We start from the raw sequence: 17,450 nt of genomic DNA on the forward strand, positions 1-17,450 counted from the left end.
AGACATTCACGATCTTCGAATCCGGCGGCCCCATGGGGCGCGGAGTGGTCGATAGCATGGCCACATGCCAATGCGCTTGGCAGCTTATCTGGCAGAAGTGACCACGCCCCGACTCTTCGTCATCCGACATCTGCACCTCGGCGGGCGCGGGGTGCTGGTGGCGCTGACCCTGCTGAACATCCTGCTCGGTCTGTTGCCGGTGGCCTTCGTCATCGCGACGAGCGTCGTCGTGGGACGGGCCCCCGACGCGTCGCGGGACGGAACCGGATCGGCGGCGTGGGACAGCCTGGTGGCCGCCTTCCTGGTCGCGGCGGGGACGTTCTTCCTCCAGCAGTTGCTGGTCCCGGTCGCGCTGTCGCTCGGCGACGTGATGCGGCACCGGGTCAACGCCGTCTTTCGGGCCCGTCTGGTCGACACCTCGTTGAGCAGCATGGGCATCGCGCCGCTGGAGGACCAGAGGGTGCTGGGTGACCTGCAACGGGCCGCGGAGCAACTGGAGACCGCGTGGATGAGTCCGGGTGACGCGGCAAAGGGAACGCTGGCCTACCTGACCCGCTACACGTCGCTGGCCGGCTTTCTCGTCCTGCTGTGGGTCGTGGCGGGCTGGTGGGCCGCGTTGGCGACGGCGGTGTGCGCCTTCTGCTTCCGCTACGGCCACCGCAGCGGTCTGCGCATCTACATGCGGGTATGGCCCAGAGTCAGCCCACTGCACCGCCGCCGGGACTACTTCCGCAATCTGGGCGTGCTCGGACCGGCCGCGAAGGAGCTTCGTGTCTTCGGCCTGACCGAGTGGGTCGTCCGTCGCTACCGCGAGGCGGCATTGGCCGGGCTGGAGCCGCTGTGGGTGGAACGCCGGCGCATGCTGGTCGGCCGCTTCCGGTGGTTCACGGTGCTCGGCCTGGCCGCGGCCGGCACCGTGCTCGCGCTGGTGGTGCGCTCGGCTGCCCAGGGACAGCTCTCCCTGACCGGGCTCGCGCTCGCGCTGCAGGCGACGATCGCCGCGATCCTGCTCGGCGACTACTACGCCGAGGCGGACAACCAGTCGCAGTTCGGCATGGCCGCGGGCGAGGCGATGGAGTCGTTCGACCGGCAGGTCGCGTCGTACGCCGCGAGGGACGTGTCCAGCGACGCCACCGGTGACGCGCGGGGGCTTCCCGAACGGGACATCCGCTTCGCCGACGTCTCGTTCACCTACGCCGGAAGTGGCCGGCCGGTGCTGGACGGGCTCAACCTCACCCTGCGCGCCGGTGAGTGCACCGCGATCGTCGGTCTCAACGGGGCGGGCAAGACGACGCTGGTCAAGATGCTGGCCCGGCTCTACGAGCCGACGGTCGGAAAGATCCTGGTCGACGGAGACGACCTCCGCGACTTCGCGGTCGACTCGTGGCGGCGGCAGTTGGCCGTCATCTTCCAGGACTTCAACCGGTACGAGCTGTCGGCGACGGACAACATCGCCTTCGGCGCCGTCGAGCAGCCGGTGGACGCCGAGGTCGTACGCCGCGCCGCCAGCCGGGCCGGCGTCGCCGAAACGCTCGACGGGCTGCGGCACGGCTTCGACACGCTGCTCGCCCGTCAGTACGACGACGGGGCGGAGCTGTCGGGCGGGCAGTGGCAGCGGGTCGCGATCGCCCGAGCGCTCTACGCCCTCGATGCCGGTGCGCGGCTGCTCGTGATGGACGAGCCCACGGCCGCCCTGGACGTACGGGCGGAGGCGGCGTTCTTCGATCGGTTCGTCGAGCTGACCCGGGGCGTGACGACGTTGCTGATCTCGCATCGTTTCTCCAGCGTGCGGCACGCGGACCGGATCGTCGTGCTCGAACACGGCCGGGTCGTCGAGGATGGCACGCACGGCTCGCTGCTCGCGGCCGGGGGCAGATACGCCGATCTCTTCACGTTGCAGGCACTCCAGTTCGCGGCCGGGCCCGACCGCGATCGCGACGACGAGGACGCGGAGTTCACCGACCGGGAGCACGCGGACCGGGCAACGGGTGGCGGGGACGGCGACCGGTGAAGGACGCACTCGCCAGTTGTGTAGCCATGCTGCGGGTCGGCTGGCAGCAGAACCGCCGCAAATTCATCGCCGCGAGCGTGCTCAGCATCGCCTCCGGGCTGGCCTGGCCGCTGGTCGCCCTGGCGCTGTCCGCCGCAACGAACTCCGCCCTCGGGCGCGACGTCCGCGGGGCGACGATCGCGGGTGCGCTGACCGGGGCGGGCGTGGTCGGCGTGCTGATGCTGCGCCACTTCGCGTACACGTCGTACGTCGAGATCGCCGACCTGGCCGTCATCACGCTCGAAGCGGAGCTGATCACTCTGGCGAACGGCTCGGCCCGGCTCGACCATCACGAGCGGTCCGACTACGCCGACAAGATGGACATCCTGCAACGCGAGCTGAACAGCCTCATCAGTGGTGTCGGCGCGCTCATGACCGTGGCCACGCTCGCCGTCTCGCTCGTGTCGACCAGCGTGGTGCTCGCCTTCGTGAATCCCTGGCTGCTGCTGCTCCCGCTGGCCGCCGTGCCACCGGTGCTCTGCGGGCAGCGCGCGACGGCGATCACCGAACGCGCCAAGGAGAGGATGGCGACGCTGAACCGGAAGAGCTGGCATCTCTTCCGGCTCGCGACCAGTGCGGAATCGGCCAAGGAACTACGCGTGTTCCGGCTGCAGGACGAGTTCCGGCGGCGCAATCGCGAACTCGCGACCGAGGTGGGCCGCACCCTCATCACGGCCGAGCGACGGGCCATCGCCGTCAACGCGACCGGGCAGGTGTTCTTCGCCGTCGCGTACCTGCTCGGGGTGCTCTTCGTGGTGCGGCAGACGGTGACCGGCCGGGGTGCCGTCGGTGAGGTCGTCCTGGTCATCACGCTCGCGGCGCAGGTGAACCAGCAGGTCAACCAGACGTTGCAGGAACTGCGCAACATGCAGCAGATTGTGAAGGGTTTCTCGCGGCTGCGCTGGCTGCGCGCCCTGATCGCGGAGCAGAAGCCGCTGGTGGCGGACCGGGAGATGCCCGACCGGATCCGGGACGGCATCGAGCTGCGCGACGTGCGGTTCGTCTACCCGGGCACCACCTCACCCGTGCTGCGGGACGCGAACGTCCTCCTACCCGCCGGCTCCACCGTCGCCATCGTGGGCGAGAACGGGGCAGGCAAGTCCACGCTGGTCAAGCTGCTGTGCCGCTTCTACGACACGACCGATGGGGCCATCCTGGTCGACGGGGTCGATATCCGGCGGCTGTCGCTTCACGCCTGGCGCGAGCGGATCTCGGCCGGCTTCCAGGACTTCGTCCGGTACGAGCTGCTGGCCCGGGAGACCGTGGGCGTCGGGGACCTCCCGCGGATCGACGACGAGCAGGCGGTCCTCGACGCTCTCGACCGGGCCCACGCCGGCGACGTGGTGGCCCGGATGGACGACGGGCTGTCGACGCACCTCGGGAAGAGCCACACCGACGGGACGAACCTGTCCGGCGGCCAGTGGCAGAAGCTCGCGCTGGGCCGGGCGATGATGCGCGAGGCACCGTTCCTGCTCGTGCTCGACGAGCCCACGGCGGCCCTGGACGCCGAAGCCGAGCACCACCTTTTCGACCGGTACGCCGAGAACGCCCGACGGGTCGGCGCCCGGACCGGTGCCATCACGCTGCTCGTCACGCACCGGTTCTCCACCGTCCGTACCGCGGACCTCATCCTCGTCGTCGAGGAAGGCCGGATCGTCGAAGTCGGCGGCCATGCCGAGTTGATGGCCAACGGCGCCCTCTACGCCGAGCTCTACCGGTTGCAGGAGTCGGCCTATGCCGACGCCCAGCGGAACTGACCGAACGTTGGATCTTGCGCGACGGAGCGGGAAGGGACAGGATGCGGGAAAGCGCTTGCCCAACGACGGGCGATGCGAGATGGAGAACGAAAGTGCGAAAACCACCACTGCGTAAACTCGTACCCTTGCCCCTGGCGTTGGCTGTGAGCCTGTCCCTGTTCGGCTTCAGCTCTCCGGCTGTGAGCGCCGTCCCCGCGCCCAGCCCCCGTCAGCTGGAGTATCTGACCCGCGGCCTGGTCGCCGCCCAGACCTCGGACGGAATTTTCCTGAGCTGGCGCTTCCTGGGCAACGAGCCCGACGGCATCTCCTGGAACGTCTACCGCAAAAACGGCGACACGGACTTTGCGAAGATCGCCACGATCGCTCCCAGGGACGTTCAGCCCGAGAGCGACTACGACACGAACCCCGGCGTGGTGAAAGAGAACGTCACCCCGTCGAACTACACCGACCCGGACGGCGATCTCACCGCCGTCTACCAGGTCGCTCCGGTCATCGCCGGGGTCGAGGGCGAGCGGCAGGGCATGAGCGTGCCCATGCTGTCAGCCCTGCCCGGCCAGGCGGGACAGGCCAACCGGGGTGCGGTGAGCTACATCCCGCTCAAGCCCGCGCCGGCTCCCGTGCCGCTCGCCCACTTCACCTACCGTGACCAGCGGTTCGGTCCGGGCACCAACATGAACGCGGCCAACATGGTCATTCCGGGCACCGGAAACCAGAACTGGTACGTCGTCGACATGGATCTGCTCCGAGGCTTCCGGGTGGCCTACGACGAACAGAAGACCGTGACCCAGGAGCAGCTCGACGGTTGGGTCGCCGCGCTCAACGAGCACAACATGACCCCCAACGCTCTCGGCGTCGCCACCTACACCACGGCTCGGCCGCTGACGAACTCGCTCGTCAATGGCAAGATCACCGAAGTGCTGTACCGGGAACTGGAAGCCGAGTTCGTCAAGTACGTGGAGAACCTGGACTCCGGCACGTCACTCCCGTACGCGAAGACCAGCACCGGCGCGATCCACACGTCGCAGAGCAGCGCCTACTCCACCCATGACATCACGGTGGGTGACTTTGACGGCGACGGCGATTACGAAATCGTCGTCAAGTGGCGCAGCACCCAGCAGGACCCGATGTACTCCGAGCCGATTTTCGGCGGCAGTAACACCACCACCGCCCCCGAGTACATCGACGTGTACAAGCTGGACGGCACCATGCTGTTCCGCGTCGACATGGGCTACAACGTGCGGGCGGGCAACGACCACGAGACCACCCTGTTCGCCGAGGACTTCGACGGCGACGGCAAGTCCGAGCTGATGCTCAAGACCGCCCTGGGCACCCGGGTCGGCAACTGGGACGAGGCGTCGCAGTCCGTCGTGTATCCGGATTCGGGCGTCGTGGGCGGGGCGGACGGCCTCAGCGCCACGACGGACAAGTTCAAGGACTACTTCGCCACCGGCAACACCGCTGCGCTCGACACCTACTGGTCGCTGCTGAACAGCTTCGCCATCAGCTACCGCGTCCCGGTGGCCGGAGGCGGCAACGACGGACCCAACGATCCGGCTCTCAAACGGTGGATCAAGACCTACCACGTCGGCCCGATCGGCCCGGCAAAGGACGACCAGGAGTTCTTCTCCGCCTTCGAGTGGGACGCCAACGCCGGCAAGGGCGTGCTCATGGACAGCGCCGCGTACCCGTTCCGCTACGCGGGCAGTGTCGACGGCGACAACTGGGCCATGACGCCCGCCACCCAGCGCGGCAACTTCTCGTACCTGGCCTTCCCCGGTCCGGGTGCGGGCAGCGGCCCGGCGGACTACAAGTCGCAGATGATGGCCCCCTCGGAGGCCTACTGGCTGGAGCACCCCTGGAAAGCGGCCGTGTGGGGTGACGCGCAGGGTAACCGCGCCAACCGTTACGTCGGTGTCGTGGCAGCTCTGGACGGCAAGCACAACTACGCGGTCTCGCAGCGCGGCTACTACGCGAGGACGACGATGGCCGCCTTCACCATCGTCGACGGCAAGGTCAAACTCCAGGCCAGCTTCGACTCCGCCGACCCGCAGTACTGGTCGCTGGGCGGCAGCGCCTACGACTACCAGAACCGTGGCAACCATCAGACCCAGTCCGGCGACCTCGACGGCGACGGTCGGGACGAGATCGTGATGAAGGCCATGGTGCTCGACCTGAACGCCGACGGCACCAAGATCCTGCCCGAGGTGATCAACGGCGACACCATGCCCACGATCGAGGGGCAGAACAGCGTTCCTCCGGTTGCCAACAGCTTCGAGTTCGCCACCGACGCCGTCCGGAACAACCCGCGCAACGTGTGGGCCCCGCTGCGCCACGGCGACCGCAGCGCGCTGCTTCCGGTCGACAAGGACAACGACATCCGCATGTGGTCCGGCAGCGAGGAAAACCTGTTGGACGACATCCGTACCGGTCACCAACTCGGCTGGATGCCCGGCCCGGAGGCCCACGACCCGTTGAAGGGTAAGCGGCGCGACGACCGGGGCGAGATCGTCCAGGAGAACTCGATGGTCTTCGGCGTCTACGCCGGAACCGACGCCGAGGGTGCCGTGGCCGGCAACTTCTCCAACCGTTGGCCCGGTGCGCAGGGATTCTCGCAGAACGGTGCCCGGAGCATGGTCACCGGCGAGCTCCTGAACGGCAGCAGCAACCTGAGCAGCGGCCAGTACGCCATCTGGTTCGGTGGCGGGCTGACCGCCATGGCCGCCAGCAACGCGACCATCAGCACGGTCAACGATTCGACCTTCGCGACCTCTCCGTACCTCGCGACCGGCCTCACGTCGACCGGCAACAAGAGCACCCCCACGCTCAAGGCCGACCTGTTGGGCGACTGGCGCGAGGAACTCGTGCTCCGGGGTAGCGACAACCGCCTGGCCATCGTCACGACCCTGTCGCCGACCGAGTACGGCATCCGTACGCTGATGCACGACCCGATGTACCGCAACGGCGTGGCGAACAAGAACACCGGCTACGACCAGTTCGGATTTGCCAGCTTCTACCTGGGCGACGAGGCTGCGCTGCCCCGGATGAGGACCGACATCTCCGTTCCGGCCGGGCCGGACAGGACCGGTCCGACGGTCGCGGTGAAGCCGGAGTCGAAGGGTAGGGACGGGGTCTACAGCAACGTCTCCTTCAGGCTCTACGACGCCGGCAGGGTCGACAAACTCACCCTCAACGGGGTCGAGAAGAACCTGGCCGACAACGCCTACTCCGATCTCAACGGGGTGCAGCCCGGTGTGTTCGGCGCGGTGCTCGGGGCAAACGAGCTGAAGGTGTACGACGTGGCGGGCAACGTCACGACCGTGACCTTCACGCTGGTCCAGCCGCAGCCGGCGGTCCCGGCCTGGGACCCGACGAAGGCGTACGACAACGGTGACCAGGTGTCCCACAACGGGGCGATCTACATCGCCCAGTGGTGGACGCAGAACGAGAAGCCGGGCAGCACGACGACCGGCCCGTGGACCGAGCAGGGGGCCCTCGTCCCCGCGGCCGGGGCCGGCGTTCGGGCCTGGACCGCGTCCTGGGTCTACACCGGCGGCGAGACGGTCGCGTACAACGGCCACACCTGGAAGGCCAGGTGGTGGTCCCGGAGCCAGCAGCCGGGCGATCCCAATGGTCCATGGCAGGACCTCGGCACGTACTGACAACTGACACCGGGGGAGGGTCGGCCCGCCAGGGCCGACCCTTGCCTGTCACAGCGACGGCCACCAGGCACAGCGGTTGCGACTGGGAACCTGTCTGCTCTGGGCGAATCCGGGGGACACCGACAAGCACCGTAACTAGGCTCGGCCACGAATCCCGGACCAGTCACGCGGGGGGAAGTGTCTTGAGCTCGTCGGAGAAGGAGTCCGCCAGGCAGGCGACACTGGCACGGACAGCGGCCCGACGCGAGCGTCACCGGCGTCGCCCGGTATTCGTACGGGTGATCGTCGGTGCCGGCGGCATGCTTCTCTCCCTCGCGGGTCTTCTGCTGGTGTGGGCGCCGGAGTTCGGTCTGCCGCTGCTGCTGGCGGGCTTCGGGCTGCTTGCCCTGGAGTTCGACTGGGCGGTTCGTGCGCGGGCCTGGACCGAGTGGCGTGCCCTGTTGCTTCGGCACCGAGTCGAGAGGCAACCGCGCGCCGTCAAGATTGCCCTGCCGCTTGTCATGCTGGTCGTGATCGGCGTTGTCGTCTGGCAGGTGTTCTTCTAGGCCCCGTCCGAGCGTCCGGCTGATGCCCGGCTCGTCGACCACGACCGGGAGCCGCCTCGTCTGTTCCCCACCCTTGCGGTTGTGACCCCGGCCGGCCGGGGTCGCCGGGTCGCCGAAGCCCGGCTGGGCCGGGCCGGGCCGGGCCGACGGATTCAGACGTGCAGGGTGGGTCGGTAGACGAGTTCCTGGGTACGACCGTCGAGTGTCCGGCTCTCGATCAGCTCCAGGTCGAAGTCGGCCGCCCCCTGGAAGATCGGCTCCGTGCCGGTCTGACCGCTGATCAGCGGGAAGAGCGTCACCTGGACGAAATCGACCAGACCGGCGGCCATCAGCGCCCGGTTCAACGACAGGCTGCCGTGCGACCGCAAGGGCACTTCGGACTCCTTCTTCAGCCGGGCGACGACGTCGGCGGCGTCACCGCTCACGACGGTCGCGTCCGGCCAGTCGAGGGGTCCCTCCAGGGTGCTCGACACCACCGTCGCCGGAAGGTTCCTCATCCGGGTGACCCAGGCGTCACGAACCTCGGACTCCTCGGTGCTCGCGGCCAGCATGCGCGCGAACACCCGGTACGTGTCGGCCCCGAAGACCATGCGCTGCTCCTCGCTGTACCGGGCGAGGCGGTGTTCGAGCAACTCGGGGCCCTGCTTGCCCCAGTAGCCGCCCCAGTTGCCGCTGTGGGTGGCGAAGCCGTCGAGGCTGGAGAAGACGTCGAAGGTGTAGGTGGCGGTCATCGTGCTCTCCTTGTGCGTGTGAGTTCGGTACGACGGGTCTGCAGGAAGGCGCGTTCGGTCTCGTTGGTGGACAGTGCGATGGCCTCGTCGTAGGCGGCTCGGGCCGCCGTGTCGCGGCCGAGCCGGGCCAACAGTTCGGCGCGGGTGGCGGGCAGTCGGTGGTAGCCGGGGAGGTCGATGTCCTCCAACGCGGCGAGGGCCACCGCCGGCCCGTGCACCTCGGCGACGGCGACCGCACGGTTGAGCGCGATGATCGGGGTCGGCGCGAACGCGAGGAGCTGGTCGTAGAGGGCCAGGACCTGTGGCCAGTCGGTGGCGGCGCCGTCGGTGTGCACCGCGCTGATCGCGGCCTGGATCTGGTACGGGCCGGGCCGGTTGCGCCGGAGGCAACGGCGGACCAGATCGTGGCCCTCGGCGATGAGCGTCCGGTTCCACAACGACCGGTCCTGGTCGGCCAGCAGTACCAGTTTGCCGGTCGGGTCGAGCCGGGCCGGGCGACGCGCCTCGGTCAGCAGCAGCAGGGCGAGCAGGCCGATGACCTCGGGTTCGTCGGGCATCAACGCGGCGAGTTCGCGGGCGAGCCGGATCGCCTCGGCGCACAGATCCGTCCTGATCAGCGGCCCGGCGGTGGACGCGTAGCCTTCGTTGAACATCAGGTAGAGCACGGTGAGTACGGGCGGCAGCCGGTCCGGCAGCTCGTGTTCGGCGGGTACCCGGTAGGGGATGCCGGCGTCGCGAATCTTCTTCTTGGCACGCACGATCCGCTGGGCGACGGTCGCCTCCTGGACCAGGTAGGCCCGGGCGATCTCCGGTACCTCAAGCCCGCAGAGCAGGCGGAGCGTGAGGGCGGTCCGGGCCTCCGGGGCGAGCGCCGGATGGCAGCAGGTGAAGATGAGTCGCAGCTGGTCGTCCCGCACCGGTCCCACCTCCTGGGGCTCGTCCTGCTGGTGCAGCAGCAGGGCCTGGGCGTGCCGGGCCTCGCGGGTCGACTCTCGACGGAGCCGGTCGACCGCCCGGTTGCGTGCGGTGGTCACGATCCAGGCGCCCGGGTTCGGCGGCGGGGTCTGCCACTTCTGCAGTGCCGTGGTGAAGGCGTCCTGGACCGCCTCCTCCGCGAGGTTGATGTCACCGAGGAGGCGGGCCAGGGTGGCGACGCAGCGGCCGTACTCGGCACGGTAGATGCTCACCAGGTCCATGTCGGGTGACCGGCCCCCGTTCAGGCTTGGGACAGGTCGTCGAAGGGGCGCACCTCGACCGGGCCGCAGGCCGCCGAGCACTTCTCGGCCCAGGCCAGCGCCTGGTCCAGGTCCGCGCACTTGATGATCCAGAATCCGGCGATGTGCTCCTTCGTCTCGGCGAACGGGCCATCGCTCATGGTGGTGGTGCCGTTCTCGGTCCGGACGACGGTGGCACTGTCCGGCGACAGGAGTCCTCCGGCGAAGACCCAGGCGCCCGCCGCCTGCAACTCGTCGTTGATCCGAGCGGTCTCCCTGAACATGGTTTGCATTTCCGCCTCGGACGGCTCCGGGGCGTCCTCGACGAAATGTACGGAAAGCAGATACTGCCTCATGACGGTCCTTTCGGTAGTGCGACGGTGGGCTGGCGACAGGTTAGACGGCCAGGCGGCGCGCGACGGCGGGGATCACGATCGCGGCCGCGACCAGGTGGGTGAGTATCAGCAGCAACCTGGTGGCCGCCCCGGCGTCGGCGATCACGTCCGGCACCAGCGACAGAATGGTCAGCACCACCGTCGTGCGGACGAACGTGCGCCGCGGTCGCCGGGCGAACCGGGACAGCATCGCGGCGATCACCACGCCGATCAGCGAGAAGACGGCGGTCAGCATGCCGAACCCCGCGACCGGAATCGGGGCGCCGGCGATGTCGAGGCTGATCCCCGCCGCGTGGCCGGCGGCGGCGACGGCCATGGTGGCGGCGCTCGCGGCAACCGCGGCGATGACACCGGTCCGGATCAGCGCGCCGATGGTCGACGTGGTGGCGCCGGTCGTGTGCGCAGTGGTGGTCATCGTGTCCTCCGGTGGGTGTTCGGCCCGGCTCGGTGCCGGGCCCTCACCAGAGCTACGAGAGAGACCCACCGCAATCGACAGGCCCGCCCAGATTTTTTCGAAGAAATTCGACTCCGGCGGGTTCCGGGGATCGGTACGACGTCCGGGGCTTTGGCCAGTAGCCACGCCAGCGAAACCTGACCGGGTGTCGCGTCGTGCTCGGCCGCGATCTGGCGGACGACCTCGACCGTGTGCAGGTTCCGATGTTGGCCGATCCGGTGCTGCTGGGCATGCGGTGCCACTGGAGGACCTGGTGCAGCAGGATGCCGTCCACGAACCCGCCGAGCCCGAGCCCGAGGAGCAGTCCGGGTAGCCGGATCACGGCGGACGGTCCGGTCAACCGGGCAGGCGGGGATTGCCGCATTCGCGAACAATATCGACCAAGACCGGTTGAACGGGTGCAACATGCCCAACGTCGACGAGCCCACGCAATCGTCGGGCTCGGCCCCGATCGGTCTGCTCCGCACTCGGATCGGACGACAGACCCGGTTTAGCGGCTGCCAGGTGTGGGGATTTTGGCCCTGAAAGACCGGAGCAGTCGGATGTCGCCCGGTTCCGGTCTTCGAGCGGAGTGGCCGGGAGCCTGGCGCAGCCATCACCTCACGGCGATAGATACGGAAGGAGCAGCCTCGTCATGCCCGACAACCAACAGTCCGAGCCCCAGCAGGATCCGCCCGGCACCCTGGACGCGATGCGTGAAAAGCCCGATCACGGCGAGGACTCGTACCGGGGTTCCGGACGCCTGGAGGGGAAGAAGGTGATCATCACCGGGGGCGACAGCGGCATCGGCCGGGCGGTCGCGATCTCCTTCGCCCGCGAGGGCGCCGACGTACTGATCTCCTACCTGAGCGAACACGGCGACGCGGAGGAGACCGCGAAGCTGGTCGAGCAGGCGGGACGACGCGCCGTGCTGGTCGCCGGGGACGTCGGCGACGCGGCCACCTGCCGGACGATCGTCGATCGGGCGGTGGAGGAGTTCGGGCGCATCGACGTCCTCGTCAACAACGCGGCCTACCAGATGACGCACGAGACGCTCGAAGAGATCACCGACGGCGAGTGGCAGCGCACCTTCGACGTCAACATCACGGCCATGTTCCGGCTGGTCCAGGCGGCGCTTCCGCACCTCGGCCAGGGCGCGTCGATCATCAACACCAGTTCGATCAACTTCGACATGCCCCGACCGACGCTGCTGCCGTACGCGACCACCAAGGGTGCGATCGCGAACTTCACCGCCGGCCTCGCCCAGATGCTCGGTGATCGCGGCATCAGGGTCAACAGTGTCGCACCAGGCCCGATCTGGACCCCGCTCATCCCCTCGACGATGCCACCGGAGCACGTCGAGAAGTTCGGCAAGGACACCCCGCTCGGCCGTCCCGGTCAGCCGAAGGAGGTGGCGCCGGCGTACGTGCTGCTCGCCTCGGACGAGGCCAGTTACATCTCCGGCGCGATGATCCCGGTGACCGGCGGCAAACCCATCCTCTAGCCCGACCAACCCACGACCCGGAACCTTCGAGACGGCGGAAGGAGCCGCTCATGCCCGCAGGATCCAGCCCGAAACGGGAACGCCAGTACGAGCACATCAAGGCCAGTGTGAAGAAGCGCGGCGGGTCCACCGACCGTGCCGAGGAGATCGCCGCTCGTACCGTGAACAAGGAACGCGCCCGCTCCGGCGAGGCCAGGACCGCCAGCACATCCTCGACCAGGGACGTCTCCTCCGGGCACCGGGGCGGCAAGCGTTCGCACACCGGTGCGCAGGGGCGTACCAGGGACCAGCTGTGCAACGAGGCGAAGAGACGCGACATCAAGGGCCGGTCGACCATGACCAAGGCCCAGCTGGAAAAGGCACTCTCCCGCTGAGGAGCCGCCGGTGAGGAGCGTCGCCCCGCCCCCCACACGGTGGGGCGGGGCTTCGATCTCAGGAGAGCCCGAGAGGTGCGGAGTCACCGACTACCCCTACCCGGGAGGCGACGATCCGGTGCCGCAGGATGAGGGCCGAGGTTCTCGTCAGTTCGCGGGTGGGATGTTGTGGTTGATCCGGAACAGGTTCGCCGGGTCGTACCGCCGCTTGATCCCGCGCAGCCGCGGGTAGGCCTCTTCCGACCGGGCCAGCGCCGCAGTCTGCGATCGGTTCGCCCAGCGCCCGGAACGGTGCGACCAGCCGTTCGCCTTCCGCCGGGTCCCCGAGGTACGTGATCCGCAGCAAACGTCGATACATGGTATGAATTGTCCAAGCTTCTCCGCGCGCAAGAGATTCTCCTACGGGGGCTCGGATGAGAAGAACCATGGCGGGTCTGACCGGCCTCCTGATCGCCGTCGCCGGCTCACCGGTGGCCCCGCTGCCGGCGCGCGCCACCCTTCCGGAGCACCCGTACGCGTCGGAGGATTCCCGCGCCGTCGACTACCGGGGCTACCGCGTGACGGTGCCGGGCACCTGGCGGGTCGTCGACCTGGCTGACGACCCGCGCGCGTGCGTCCGGTTCGACCGGCCCACGATCTACCTCGGACAGCCCGGTGACGGGGCGTCGTGCCCGGCCCACCTCGTCGGTCGTACCGCCGGGTTGGTGATCGAACCGATCGACGCCGTCCCGGCGGACCGTCTCACGGCGGACACCGCCACCACGGCACCGGGCGCGGCGGCCGTGAGCGCTCCGGTCTCCCGCGACGACTCCATCCGGGTCGCCGTGCGCGACGCGGGCGTGCTCGTCACGGCGGCGCACACCCCACTGACCGAACCCCTCGTCCGCCGGATCCTGGCCACCGCGACCCTCGGCCCGGACGCGGTGCCGTCGGCACTGCCCGACGCCGCCGCGCCGGGCGCCGAGACCCGGCGGACACCGCTGGCCGCGGCCGGTCCGCAGCCGGGCAACTACACCGGCCGGGGCTTCGACACGTGTACGGCGCCTGCCCAGTCGACCATGGACGCCTGGCGAGCCAACTCGCCCTACCGTGCGGTCGGTGTCTACATCAGCGGCGCCAACCGGTCCTGCGCCCAGCCGAACCTGACCGCGACCTGGGTGACCAACCAGACGGCGAACGGTTGGCGCCTGATCCCGATCGAACTCGGCCGCCAGGCCCCCTGCTCGACCCGGTACACGCTGCTGATATCGACCGACCCGGCCACCGCCCGCGCGCAGGGCTCGACGGCGGCGACCGACGCGGTCACCGCCGCGCAGGCGCTGGGCATCCTCGCCGGCAGCGCGCTCTACAACGACATCGAGGCCTACCCGTCGAACGCGTCCTGCCGGGCCGCGGTCCTCTCCTTCCTCTCCGGCTGGACCGAGACCCTCCATGCGTACGGCTACCTCGCGGGGGTGTACTCCAGCGGGGCGTCCGGGATCACGGACGTCGCCAGCGCGTACGACGATCCTTCCTACACGCGCGTGGACCACATCTGGTTCGCCTGGTGGAACGACGTGGCGAACACCGACGCCGGGCCGTACGCCCCGGCGGCGTACTGGGCCGACCACCAGCGGCTGCACCAGTACGCCGGTGACGTCTACGAGACCTGGGGTGGTGTGCGGATCCGGATCGACCGCAACTACCTCGACGTCTCGACCGGCACCCACCCTCCCGCCTGGAGCAGCACGATCGACAACACCACCCCGGGCCGGTTCACCGCGAGCGCGAACTGGGGCACGTCCGGCTACTCCGACCAGGGGTTCGGTGCCGACTACCGGTTCGCGAGCCCGACTCCGGCCAGTGACGTCGCCTGGTACCGGTTCGCTGTCCCGGAGACCGCGACCTACGAGGTGGCGGTCTGGTACCCGGCCGACGGGGGCTACAACGACTCGGCCCCGTACATCGTCGCCACCACCGGCGGCAACCAGACAATACGGGTGAACCAGCGGGTCAACGGTGGTCGGTGGCTGCCGCTGGGCGTGTTCACGTTGGCCGCCGGTGACGGCAACCGGGTCGGGGTGAGTCGATGGACCGCCGGCACCGGCTACGTCATCGCCGACGCGGTACGGATCACCCGCCGACCCGCCACGACGACCTCGGCTTCCGGAAGCCTTCACGGTTAGCCCGGGACCTCGCGGGTAGCCCGTGGTGTGGGTAACAGCGAGATCCAGGATCACGGCCTGTTGGCCGATGGCCGTGCCGCCGCGCTGGTCGACCGGGCGGGCTCGGTGAACTGGTGGTGCCCGTCCCGGTTCGACGGGCCGTCGGTGTTCTGTCGGTTACTGGACGAGGATGGCGGGCACTGGTCGATCCGCCCGCGGGAGCCGTTCGAGGTGACCCGCGCCTATCTGGAGGGCAGCCTGGTCCTGCGTACGGTTTTCACGACCGAGCAGGGTTCGGTGGCGATCACCGACATGCTCGCGCTCGAGCCCGGCGTACGCGGACACGAGATCGGCCGTCGGTCCCCCGGCGTCCTGGTCCGGATGGTGGAGGGCCTCTCCGGTGTGGTTCCGATGGAGATGTCCTACTCGCCGAGATTTCAGTACGGTCGGGTGCACGGGTATCTGGTGCGGCGGGACGGGGCGCTGATCGCCACCGCCGGCGCGACCACGTTGGCCATGACCGCCAGTGTCCCGATGAAGAACGACAGTAACGACGCCACCGCGCGGTTCCGGGTCGGTACGGGGCAGCGGGAAACCTTCATGCTCGCCTACACCCCGACCTACGGCGACGCGCGGACGCTCACCCTCGACCCCGCACAAGCGGTCGACGAGACGGTGGAGTCGTGGCGGTCCTGGGCCCGGCTGCACGAGTACCAGGGGCGCTACCAGGACCTGGTCCGACAGCACGCGTTGGTCCTGCAAGGGCTCACCTACCAGCCGAGCGGGGCGATAGTCGCCGCGGCCACCACCTCGCTGCCCGAGCAGATCGGTGGCGACCGCAACTACGACTACCGGTACGCCTGGCTACGCGACTTCAGCATGACCCTGCACGCGCTCTGGGTGGCGGCCTGCCCCGACGAGGCGAACCGCCTGTTCGGATGGGTGGCCTCGACGGTCGGCCAGGTCGGCGACCGGCCCGTACCGATCATGTCGGACGTCGAGGGCGAACGGGACATTTCCGAGCGACAGGTCGACACACTGCACGGGTACGCGAGCAGCACGCCGGTCTGGATCGGCAACGAGGCCTGGCGGCAGCGCCAGCTCGACGTACTCGGTGAGGTGTTGGACGCGGCCTGGCTGCTGCGCGACTACCTCGACCCGATGCGGGACGAGGTTCGCGACCTGCTGCGGAGTCTCGCCGACCGGGCCGCCCTCGCCTGGCGGGAGCCGGACGCCGGCATGTGGGAGGCGCGCGACGCGCAGCGGCACTACCTCTCCTCCAAGGTGTTCTGCTGGGTGGCGCTGGACCGGGCGGTACGGTTCGGCGAGCGGATCGGCGACGCCGACGATCTCGCGCGCTGGGCCAGAGCGCGGGACGAGGCCCGGGCGACGATCCTGCGGGACGGCTGGAACGAGGAGGTGGGCGCCTACACCGGCGCCTTCGGATCCGCGCAGCTCGACGCGAGCGTGCTGGTCATGCCGATCGTCGGGTTCCTGCCGGCCATCGATCCGCGGATGCGGGCCACGATGGAACTGATCGAGGACCGGCTCTCGCACGGCGGCCTGATCCGCCGGTGGGACGGTGACCCGGCGGCGTTCTTCCTCTGTTCGTTCTGGATGGTCACCTGTCTCACCCTGGCCGGGGAACGGGACCGCGCCGCCGCGCTGTTCGAGAACCTGGCCGACAGCGCCAACGACCTGGGGCTCTTCGCGGAGCAGATCGACCCCTTCACCGGGGCGCAACTGGGGAACTTTCCGCAGGCGTTCTCGCACATCGGACTGGTCCTCGCGGCCTGGCAGCTCAACACCGCGTCGACCGGCGCGATGACCACCGAAGGAGGCAACTCATGAGTGGACGGCTCAACGGAATGACCGCGCTGATCACCGGTTCCGACTCCGGAATCGGACAGGCGACCGCGATCGAGTTCGGTAAGGAGGGCGCCGACGTGGTGGTGCACTACCTCAACGACCACGACGGCGCGGAGCACACCCGGCAGCAGGTGGAGCAGGCGGGCCGCCGGGCGATCGTCGTACAGGGCGACATCAGCGACGAGCAGCAGGTGGGCCAGATGTTCGACGACGCGCTGGCCGAGTTCGGCACCCTGGACGTGCTGATGAACGACGCCGGGGTCGACGCGTCCGGCATCCCGGTGATCGACCTGGACACCGAGACCTGGGACCGGGCGATCCGGACCAACGTCTACGGCGCGTTCTTCTGCTCGCGGCGGTTCGCCCAGCACCGACGCGACCAGGGCGGGCGGGGGAAGATCATCAACATCACCTCGGTACACCAGGAGGTGGCGCGGGCCGGCGGCTCCGACTACGACACGAGCAAGGGGGCGCTGCTCAACCTCTCCAAGAGCATGGCGCTGGAACTGGCCCCGATGCAGATCAACGTCAACAACATCGGCCCCGGGATGGTCCTCACGCCGTTCAACCAGAAGGCGATCGACGACCCGTCGTATCTGGCGGAGCAGGTGAAAAGCATTCCGTGGGGGCGGGCCGCGCAACCCACCGAGATCGCCCGACTCGCGGTCTTCCTGGCCAGCAGCGACGCGGAGTACGTCACCGGCTCGACCTACTTCATGGACGGCGGACTGATGCAGAACCAGGGCCAGGGCGCCTGAGCCGACCCTCGGCAGCC

The 17,450-nt window shown here is 69.0% G+C and carries 15 protein-coding genes and 1 pseudogene; 9 read left to right on the forward strand and 7 right to left on the reverse strand.

Annotated features, from left to right (window positions below; translation table 11 throughout):
* Nucleotides 1–97 precede the first annotated feature (97 nt).
* The 4 genes from ACZ6QQ_RS04875 (at nt 98) to ACZ6QQ_RS04890 (ending at nt 8,011) form a co-directional block, all read left to right on the forward strand.
* Nucleotides 98–2,011 (forward strand): ABC transporter ATP-binding protein, encoded by a 1,914-nt coding sequence (locus ACZ6QQ_RS04875; protein WP_465874391.1) that lies wholly within the window; start codon nt 98–100, stop codon nt 2,009–2,011.
* Nucleotides 2,008–3,807 (forward strand): ABC transporter ATP-binding protein, encoded by a 1,800-nt coding sequence (locus ACZ6QQ_RS04880; protein WP_465874393.1) that lies wholly within the window; start codon nt 2,008–2,010, stop codon nt 3,805–3,807. The genes ACZ6QQ_RS04875 and ACZ6QQ_RS04880 overlap by 4 nt, the downstream gene beginning before the upstream one ends.
* Nucleotides 3,808–3,986: 179 nt before the next feature.
* Nucleotides 3,987–7,466, forward strand: a complete 3,480-nt coding sequence (locus ACZ6QQ_RS04885) for a rhamnogalacturonan lyase family protein (protein ID WP_465874395.1) — start codon at nt 3,987–3,989, stop codon at nt 7,464–7,466.
* Nucleotides 7,467–7,648: 182 nt separating this feature from the next.
* A complete protein-coding gene (locus ACZ6QQ_RS04890) occupies nt 7,649–8,011 on the forward strand; it encodes a PGPGW domain-containing protein (RefSeq protein ID WP_465874397.1) in 363 nt (120 codons plus the stop codon).
* Nucleotides 8,012–8,163: 152 nt separating this feature from the next.
* Here ACZ6QQ_RS04890 and ACZ6QQ_RS04895 read toward each other — a convergent pair whose 3' ends face one another.
* From ACZ6QQ_RS04895 to ACZ6QQ_RS04920, 6 genes and pseudogenes are all read right to left on the reverse strand, one after another.
* On the reverse strand, nt 8,164–8,742 hold the full coding sequence (locus ACZ6QQ_RS04895) for a dihydrofolate reductase family protein (protein ID WP_465874398.1): 579 nt from the start codon (nt 8,740–8,742) through the stop codon (nt 8,164–8,166).
* A complete protein-coding gene (locus tag ACZ6QQ_RS04900) occupies nt 8,739–9,938 on the reverse strand; it encodes an RNA polymerase sigma factor (RefSeq protein ID WP_465874400.1) in 1,200 nt (399 codons plus the stop codon). Before ACZ6QQ_RS04900 ends, ACZ6QQ_RS04895 begins: the two co-directional genes overlap by 4 nt.
* A gap of 20 nt (nt 9,939–9,958) precedes the next feature.
* Nucleotides 9,959–10,312 (reverse strand): YciI family protein, encoded by a 354-nt coding sequence (locus ACZ6QQ_RS04905; RefSeq protein ID WP_465874401.1) that lies wholly within the window; start codon nt 10,310–10,312, stop codon nt 9,959–9,961.
* Nucleotides 10,313–10,352: 40 nt separating this feature from the next.
* Nucleotides 10,353–10,766: a DUF6069 family protein gene (locus ACZ6QQ_RS04910; protein ID WP_465874403.1), complete on the reverse strand. Its 414-nt coding sequence runs from the start codon at nt 10,764–10,766 to the stop codon at nt 10,353–10,355.
* Nucleotides 10,763–11,047 carry an aldo/keto reductase gene (locus ACZ6QQ_RS04915; RefSeq protein ID WP_465874405.1) on the reverse strand — a complete coding sequence of 95 codons (285 nt, stop codon included), beginning with the start codon at nt 11,045–11,047 and terminating at the stop codon, nt 10,763–10,765. The genes ACZ6QQ_RS04910 and ACZ6QQ_RS04915 overlap by 4 nt, the downstream gene beginning before the upstream one ends.
* Nucleotides 11,035–11,169, reverse strand: a pseudogene (locus ACZ6QQ_RS04920) (DUF2243 domain-containing protein); the annotation flags it as partial. The pseudogene ACZ6QQ_RS04920 and the gene ACZ6QQ_RS04915, both read right to left, overlap by 13 nt.
* 270 nt (nt 11,170–11,439) lie before the next feature.
* Here ACZ6QQ_RS04920 and ACZ6QQ_RS04925 point away from each other — a divergent pair.
* Together ACZ6QQ_RS04925 and ACZ6QQ_RS04930 are read left to right on the forward strand one after the other, a co-directional pair.
* Nucleotides 11,440–12,288 carry a glucose 1-dehydrogenase gene (locus ACZ6QQ_RS04925; RefSeq protein ID WP_465874406.1) on the forward strand — a complete coding sequence of 283 codons (849 nt, stop codon included), beginning with the start codon at nt 11,440–11,442 and terminating at the stop codon, nt 12,286–12,288.
* Nucleotides 12,289–12,338: 50 nt separating this feature from the next.
* The gene (locus ACZ6QQ_RS04930; RefSeq protein WP_465874408.1) at nt 12,339–12,662 is read left to right on the forward strand and encodes a plasmid stabilization protein; all 324 of its coding nucleotides are present in this window, start codon (nt 12,339–12,341) and stop codon (nt 12,660–12,662) included.
* Between the two features lie 147 nt (nt 12,663–12,809).
* Here ACZ6QQ_RS04930 and ACZ6QQ_RS04935 read toward each other — a convergent pair whose 3' ends face one another.
* Complete coding sequence (locus ACZ6QQ_RS04935) at nt 12,810–13,052, reverse strand: BBE domain-containing protein (RefSeq protein ID WP_465874409.1); 243 nt, start codon at nt 13,050–13,052, stop codon at nt 12,810–12,812.
* A gap of 500 nt (nt 13,053–13,552) precedes the next feature.
* On the opposite strand from ACZ6QQ_RS04935, the gene ACZ6QQ_RS04940 reads away from it, so the two are divergent.
* The 3 genes from ACZ6QQ_RS04940 to ACZ6QQ_RS04950 are packed head-to-tail and all read left to right on the forward strand — an operon-like array spanning nt 13,553 to nt 17,433.
* Nucleotides 13,553–14,827 (forward strand): glycoside hydrolase domain-containing protein, encoded by a 1,275-nt coding sequence (locus ACZ6QQ_RS04940; protein ID WP_465874549.1) that lies wholly within the window; start codon nt 13,553–13,555, stop codon nt 14,825–14,827.
* Nucleotides 14,828–14,854: 27 nt separating this feature from the next.
* A complete protein-coding gene (locus ACZ6QQ_RS04945) occupies nt 14,855–16,657 on the forward strand; it encodes a glycoside hydrolase family 15 protein (protein ID WP_465874411.1) in 1,803 nt (600 codons plus the stop codon).
* Nucleotides 16,654–17,433: a glucose 1-dehydrogenase gene (locus ACZ6QQ_RS04950; protein WP_465874413.1), complete on the forward strand. Its 780-nt coding sequence runs from the start codon at nt 16,654–16,656 to the stop codon at nt 17,431–17,433. The genes ACZ6QQ_RS04945 and ACZ6QQ_RS04950 overlap by 4 nt, the downstream gene beginning before the upstream one ends.
* Nucleotides 17,434–17,450 lie beyond the last annotated feature (17 nt).

The sequence above is a fragment of the Micromonospora sp. NPDC049529 genome, from assembly GCF_055586685.1.